Here is a 6,460-nt window from a genome sequence, read left to right on the forward strand (position 1 = left end):
CGGACCCGCTGGCCCCGCTGCTGGACCTGCCCGGGGTGGCCGACGCCGCCGAGGCCGCCCGCACCGCCGTCGACCGGTTGCTCGGGCACAAGGTGCTGCGCCGGGAGTCCGCGGGGGTGAGCTCGGAGTCCGCGCTGCGCGGGGCCCGGGCGTCGGCCGCGCTGGAGGGTGTCGACGTCCCGCTGGCCCAGGTGCGCACCGGCGACGTCTCCGAGCCCACGCTGCAGGGGGCGCTGCGGGTGTCGGTGGCGCTGGGCTCGATGGTGGAGACCTGGGACCGCGCACCGGGGCAGGTGCTGGCCCGCATGCACGTGCTCGCCGCCGCCGACCTGGCCCCCGCCGGCGAGCTGGGCCGGCCCGCCGCACAGGCCGGCCCCCGGCTGGGCGGGGTGTTCGCGCTGGTCACCGGCGCGACGTCGGCCCCCGCCGTCCTCGTGGCCGCGGTGGTGCACGGCGAGCTGGCCGCCCTGGCGCCCTTCGCCGTGGGCAGCGGGGTCGTCGCGCGGGCCGCCGGCCGGCTGACCGGCATCGCCCGCGGGCTGGACCCCAAGGCGGTGTCGGTGCCCGAGGTCGGGTTCGCCGAGCTGGGTGCCGGGGCCTACGCGGACGCCCTGGCCGGCTACCGCGGCGGCACCCCGGACGGCGTCGCCGGTTGGCTGGTGCACTGCGCGCGGGCCACCGAGCTCGGCGCCCGCGAGGGCCTGGCGATCTGCGAGTCCCTGCTGCGCGGTTGACACTGGGGCGATGCGTTCACTCGACGTCGACGGTCTCGGTCCGGTCTCGCGGATCGGCCTGGGCACCTGGCAGTTCGGCTCCCGCGAGTGGGGGTACGGCGACGACTACGCCGACGCGGGGGCCACCGCGATCGTCCGGCGGGCCCTGGAGCTGGGCATCACGCTGTTCGACACCGCCGAGGTCTACGGGCCCGGGAAGAGCGAGCGCATCCTCGGTGCGGCACTGGCCGACGACCGCGACGACGTCGTCCTGGCCTCCAAGGTCTTCCCGGTCGCGCCGTTCCCCAAGCTGGTGCGCAAGGCGTGGCAGGGCAGCGCGCAGCGGCTCGGCGTCCGGCGGATCCCGCTCTACCAGGTGCACCAGCCCAACCCCGTCGTCCCCGACACCGTGACGATGAAGGGCATGGGCGCCCTGCTCGACGAGGGCCGGATCGGCGCCGTCGGCGTCTCCAACTACACCCTCGACCGCTGGCGGGCGGCCGACGCCGCGCTCGGCCGGCCGGTGGTCAGCAACCAGGTCGAGTTCTCCCTCGCCACGGCCGGCCCGCTGGAGGACCTCGTGCCCTTCGCGCAGGCCGAGGACCGGCTGGTCATCGCCTACAGCCCGCTGGCGCAGGGCCTGCTGGGCGGGAAGTACGGCGTGGACAACCGGCCCGGCGGGGTGCGGGCGATGAACAAGCTGTTCGGCACCGAGAACCTGCGCCGGGCCGAGCCCCTGCTGGCGGTGCTGCGCGAGGTCGCCGACGCCCGCGGCGTCGCGCCCGCCCAGGTCGCGCTGGCCTGGCTGCTGGCCCAGCCCCGCACCGTGGCCATCCCGGGGGCCTCCAGCGTCGAGCAGCTGGAGTTCAACGCCGCCGCGGCCGACCTGGAGCTGCCCGCCGACGAGGTAGCCGCCCTGACCGCCGCCGCGCGGGCGTTCGACCCGCAGTCCACCGTGAGCACGCTGGCCGAGCGGGCCAAGGAGGAGGCCGGGCCGCTGCTGGGACGGGCCGCGCCCGTCCTGGACAAGGTCAAGCAGGCCCTGCGCCGCTGAGCCCGGCCAGCCGGCGGACCAGCGCCAGCCCGGCGGGGCTGCCCGGCCAGTGCCGGGCCAGCGCGTCCGGCCCGGCGGCCCGGACGACGGACCGCAGCACCAGCGCGACCACGACGGCGTCGTCGGCGTACCCGATGACCGGCAGCACGTCGGGCACCAGGTCGACCGGTGAGGCCAGGTAGACCAGCAGCAGGGCCAGCCGGACCCGGACGCCGCGGGGCAGCGTGCCGTCCCCGGCCAGCCGCTTCACCAGCCGGACGACGTCGGGCAGCAGCCGCCACGCCTCCCGGGTCGGCACCGTCTCCGGGTGCCGCCGGGCGTAGGCCCAGAGCAACCCCAGCAGGACGGCGTACACCAGCAGCAGCCCCCCGACGACAGCCAGGGCCGTCTGCCACCAGTCCATCAGTCGGTGCCGACCTCCATGGCGGCGCGGTCGAGCAGCTCGTCCTCCCGGCTGGCCTGCCCGCGGGAGGCGATGGCGTCGGCGCCGCCTGCCTCCAGCGACCCGACCAGGTCGGCGTGCGAGCCCAGCATGCCGATGGCGGCGTACTGCTCGAGCTTGGCGCGGGAGTCGGCGATGTCCAGGTTGCGCATGGTCAGCTGGCCGATCCGGTCCACCGGGCCGAAGGCGGAGTCGCTGGTGCGCTCCATCGACAGCTTGTCCGGGTGGTAGCTGAAGGCCGGGCCCTGGGTGTCCAGGATCGTCCAGTCCTCGCCCCGCCGCAGCCGCAGCGTGACCTGGCCGGTGACCGCCGCGCCGACCCAGCGCTGCAGCGACTCGCGCAGCATCAGGCCCTGCGGGTCCAGCCAGCGACCCTCGTACATCAGCCGGCCCAGCCGGCGGCCCTCGCGGTGGTAGGTCTCGAGGGTGTCCTCGTTGTGGATGGCGTTGACCAGCCGCTCGTAGGCGATGTGCAGCAGCGCCATGCCGGGGGCCTCGTAGACGCCGCGGCTCTTGGCCTCGATGATGCGGTTCTCGATCTGGTCGCTCATGCCCAGCCCGTGCCGGCCGCCGACCGCGTTGGCCGCCAGGACCAGGTCGACGTCGGTGTCGAACCGCTGCCCGTCGATGCTCACCGGCCGGCCCTGCTCGAAGCCGATGGTCACGTCCTCGGGGGCGACCTCGACCTCGGGGTCCCAGAACCGCACACCCATGATCGGCTGCACGATCTCGATGCCGGTGTCCAGGTGCTCCAGCGACTTGGCCTCGTGGGTGGCACCCCAGATGTTGGCGTCGGTGGAGTAGGCCTTCTCGGTGGAGTCGCGGTAGGGCAGGCCGTGCTCGACCAGCCACTCGCTCATCTCCTTGCGGCCGCCGAGCTCGGTGACGAAGTCGGCGTCCAGCCACGGCTTGTAGATCCGCAGCGCCGGGTTGGCCAGCAGGCCGTAGCGGTAGAAGCGCTCGATGTCGTTGCCCTTGAACGTCGACCCGTCGCCCCAGATCTGGACGCCGTCCTCGAGCATCGCCCGCACCAGCAGCGTGCCGGTGACCGCCCGGCCCAGCGGCGTGGTGTTGAAGTAGGCGCGCCCACCGGAGCGGATGTGGAAGGCGCCGCAGGTCAGCGCGGCCAGGCCCTCCTCGACCAGGGCGGCCCGGCAGTCGACGAGCCGGGAGACCTCGGCGCCGTACTGGGCCGCGCGGCCGGGGATCGACCCGATGTCGGTCTCGTCGTACTGGCCGATGTCGGCGGTGTAGGTGCAGGGGACGGCGCCCTTGTCGCGCATCCAGGCGACCGCGACGGAGGTGTCGAGACCACCGGAGAAGGCGATGCCGACGCGTTCGCCGACGGGGAGGGACGTCAGGACCTTGGACACGATCAGAGATTATGCACTGTTCCGCATTGTCATGCATCGCCGGGGTCGGCCAGACCGTGCTCGATGGCGTAGCGGGTGAGCTCGACCCGGTTGTGCAGCTGCAGCTTGCGCAAGGTGTTCTGCACGTGGTTCTCCACCGTGCGGTGGGACAGCACCAGCCGCTCGGCGATCGCCCTGGCCGACAGGCCCCGGCTCACCAGCTTGAGCACCTCGGTCTCCCGCTCGGTCAGCCGCGGGGCGCCGTCGTCCGGGCCGGCCTGCAGCCGCCGGTACTCACCCAGCAGCAGCCCGGCCAGCCCGGCGGAGAACACCGCGTCGCCGGCCGCCGTCCGCGTGACGGCGTCGGCCAGCTCGTCGGCCGAGGCGGACTTCACCAGGTAGCCCGACGCCCCGGCCTTGACCGCCTCCAGCACGTCGGCCTGCTCCGCGCTGGCCGACAGCACCAGCACCCGGGTGGCGGGCAGAGCGGCCACGACGTCGCGGGTGGCGTCGACCCCCGACCCCTCGCCGAGCTGCAGGTCCATCACCACCACGTCGGGCCGCACGGCCTGCGCCCGGCGGACGGCGGCCCCGGCGTCACCGGCGGTGGCCACCACCTCGAACCCCCGCGCGGCGAGGTCGCGCTCCACGGCCTCGCGCCACATCGGGTGGTCGTCGACCACCATCACCGTCGTCATCGCGGGCCCTCCCTCGGCAGGGTCAGTTCCCACTCGGTGCCCTGCCCGGGCCCGGTGCGCAGGACGGCGGCGCCACCCAGGTCGGCCAGCCTGCCGCAGATCGAGGAGCGCACGCCGTGGTGGCCCTCATGCTCCGCGGCGGGCAGCCGGCCCGCGGGGATGCCCGGGCCGTCGTCGCGGACCACCACGACGACCTCGTCGTCGGCGGGCTCCAGCGACACCCACGCCCGGGCGCCCGGCGCGTGCTCGGCGGTGTTGGCCAGCGCCTCGCGGACCGCGGCGACCAGTTCGGTGCCGGTGGCCGCGGGCACCTCGACCGGTTCGGCCGGTCCGCTGACCTCGACGTCGGGGGTGGCCAGCAGCCGCAGGGCGGCAGCGAGGTCGGTGGTGCCGGCCGCAGCCGGGGTCCCCGTGGTCAGCAGCCCGCGCAGCGCGACCTCCTGCTCGGCGGCGAGCCGGCCGAGGTCGGCCAGGTCGTCGGTGGACCGGGCCCGCCGGCGGACGGCGACCAGCACCTGCAGCACGCCGTCGTGCACCGCCCTGCCCAGCCGCTCCCGCTCGGCGGCGGCGGCCTGGGCCGCGGCCGCCTCCCGCAGGGCCAGCTCGGCCTGCCGGGTGATGGTCGCGGCGTGGCCCAGCAGCACCGCGACGAGCACCAGCAGGGTCAGGTTGAAGACCTCGCGGTCGCCGACGTACCCGCGCAGGGAGGTGACCGCCGCCCAGACCACGAGCGCACCGAGCAAGCCGCCGGCCCGGCCGCGCACCAGCGCCATCGCCAGCGCCGGGCCGGCCACCCAGATGGAGGTGACGATCGGGGCGCCCTGCCCGAACGCACCGGCGGGCTGGGTGGCCACCGTGGAGGCGAGCAGCAGCACCGTGACACCGAGGTCGAGCAGCGTGGTGCGCACCCGCCGGCCCGACGCCCGGCTGTAGAGCACGGTGACGACGCCGGTCCACACCGCCATCGCCCCCAGCACCGCCAGCGGCGCGGCCATCCCGGGGTAGTCCGTGCGCTCCCGGAACCAGCCGGCCACCGCGAGCACCCAGGCCACCAGGCGGAAGGCGACCACCACCCGCCACAGGGGGGCGAGCAGGTCGCGGTGCCGCAGCGGCGTGGTCATCCCGTGCGCAGCGCCCGCCGACGGGCGTACCAGGCCAGCCCGACCACCGCCGCGCCCACGCCGACCGCCGCACCGGTGACCACCGGGGTGCGCTGGCCGGTTCGGGCCGACAACGCCACCGGCCGGGAGAACACCAGCACGGGCCAGCCCCGCTCGGTGGCCGCCCGGCGCAGGGCCCGGTCGGGGTTGACCGCGGTGGGGTGCCCGACCGCCTCGAGCATCGGCAGGTCGGTGATCGAGTCGGAGTAGGCGTGGCAGTCGGCCAGGTCGTAGCCCTGCTCGGCGGCGACCCGGCGCATCGCCTCGGCCTTGCCCTCCCCGTAGGCGTAGAACTCGATCTCCCCGGTGTAGCGGCCCTCGGCCACCACCATGCGGGTGGCCACCACCCGGTCCACGCCGAGCATCTCGCCGATCGGCTCCACCATCTCCGCGCCGCTGCTGGACACGATGACCACCTCGCGGCCGGCCGCGCGGTGCGCCTCGAGGAGGTCCACCGCCTCGGCGTAGACCAGCGGGTCGACGATCGTGTGCAGGGTCTCGCGGACGATCTCGTGCACCGTCTCCACGCTCCAGCCGGTGCACATCGCGGTGATCTGGGCGCGCATCCGCTCCATCTGCACCGCGTCGGCCCCGGCGAGGGAGAAGACGAACTGGGCGTAGGCGCCCTTGAGGACGGCGCGGCGGTTGATCAGCCCGCCCCGGTAGAAGGGCTTGCCGAAGGCCAGGGTGCTCGACTTGGCGATCACGGTCTTGTCCAGGTCGAAGAACACCGCACTGCGGGGCTCGACGCGGTCCATGGGGCACGAGGCTAAGGGCAGCACGGGGGTCCGACGGTCGGCTCGCCGTCGTCCACACCCGGAGGGGTTGTCCACAGATCCGCCGCGGAGCCCCCACGCTGGCCCGCGGGGGTGCTCACTGCTCCGCGTGGACGGACACCCCCTGGTCATCAGCACCGACGACGGCCTCGTCGACGACCTGCTGCACCTGCTCGCCGCGGCCGGCACCACCGCCGAGCTCACCCGCGGCGGCGCAGGGCTGCGGCGGGCGCACCGCGCGGCCCCGCTGGTGCTGGTCGGCGCC

7 protein-coding genes are annotated in these 6,460 nt (G+C 75.2%); 2 read left to right on the forward strand and 5 right to left on the reverse strand.

What is annotated here, in order from left to right; genetic code table 11:
* Together NH342_RS21325 and NH342_RS21330 are read left to right on the forward strand one after the other, a co-directional pair.
* Positions 1 to 734, forward strand: a 734-nt coding sequence (locus NH342_RS21325) for an oxidoreductase (RefSeq protein ID WP_253018104.1), incomplete at its 5' end; no start/stop codon positions are given.
* Positions 735 to 744: 10 nt separating this feature from the next.
* A complete protein-coding gene (locus tag NH342_RS21330) occupies positions 745 to 1,767 on the forward strand; it encodes an aldo/keto reductase (protein WP_253018106.1) in 1,023 nt (340 codons plus the stop codon).
* On the opposite strand, the gene NH342_RS21335 is transcribed toward NH342_RS21330, so the two are convergent.
* The 5 genes from NH342_RS21335 to NH342_RS21355 are packed head-to-tail and all read right to left on the reverse strand — an operon-like array spanning position 1,745 to position 6,177.
* Positions 1,745 to 2,170, reverse strand: a complete 426-nt coding sequence (locus NH342_RS21335; RefSeq protein ID WP_253018108.1) for a YkvA family protein — start codon at positions 2,168 to 2,170, stop codon at positions 1,745 to 1,747. The genes NH342_RS21330 and NH342_RS21335 overlap by 23 nt on opposite strands.
* Positions 2,170 to 3,582, reverse strand: a complete 1,413-nt coding sequence (gene argG, locus NH342_RS21340; RefSeq protein ID WP_253018110.1) for an argininosuccinate synthase — start codon at positions 3,580 to 3,582, stop codon at positions 2,170 to 2,172. The genes NH342_RS21335 and argG overlap by 1 nt, the downstream gene beginning before the upstream one ends.
* Before the next feature lie 29 nt (positions 3,583 to 3,611).
* Entirely contained in the window at positions 3,612 to 4,259 is a 648-nt protein-coding gene (locus NH342_RS21345; RefSeq protein WP_253018112.1) for a response regulator transcription factor, read from the reverse strand.
* Entirely contained in the window at positions 4,256 to 5,380 is a 1,125-nt protein-coding gene (macS, locus tag NH342_RS21350; RefSeq protein ID WP_253018114.1) for a MacS family sensor histidine kinase, read from the reverse strand. Before macS ends, NH342_RS21345 begins: the two co-directional genes overlap by 4 nt.
* Positions 5,377 to 6,177 carry an HAD family phosphatase gene (locus NH342_RS21355; protein WP_253018116.1) on the reverse strand — a complete coding sequence of 267 codons (801 nt, stop codon included), beginning with the start codon at positions 6,175 to 6,177 and terminating at the stop codon, positions 5,377 to 5,379. The genes macS and NH342_RS21355 overlap by 4 nt, the downstream gene beginning before the upstream one ends.
* Positions 6,178 to 6,460: the final 283 nt, after the last annotated feature.

It is taken from the genome of Klenkia sp. PcliD-1-E (genome assembly GCF_024124375.1).
GTDB lineage: Bacteria > Actinomycetota > Actinomycetes > Mycobacteriales > Geodermatophilaceae > Klenkia.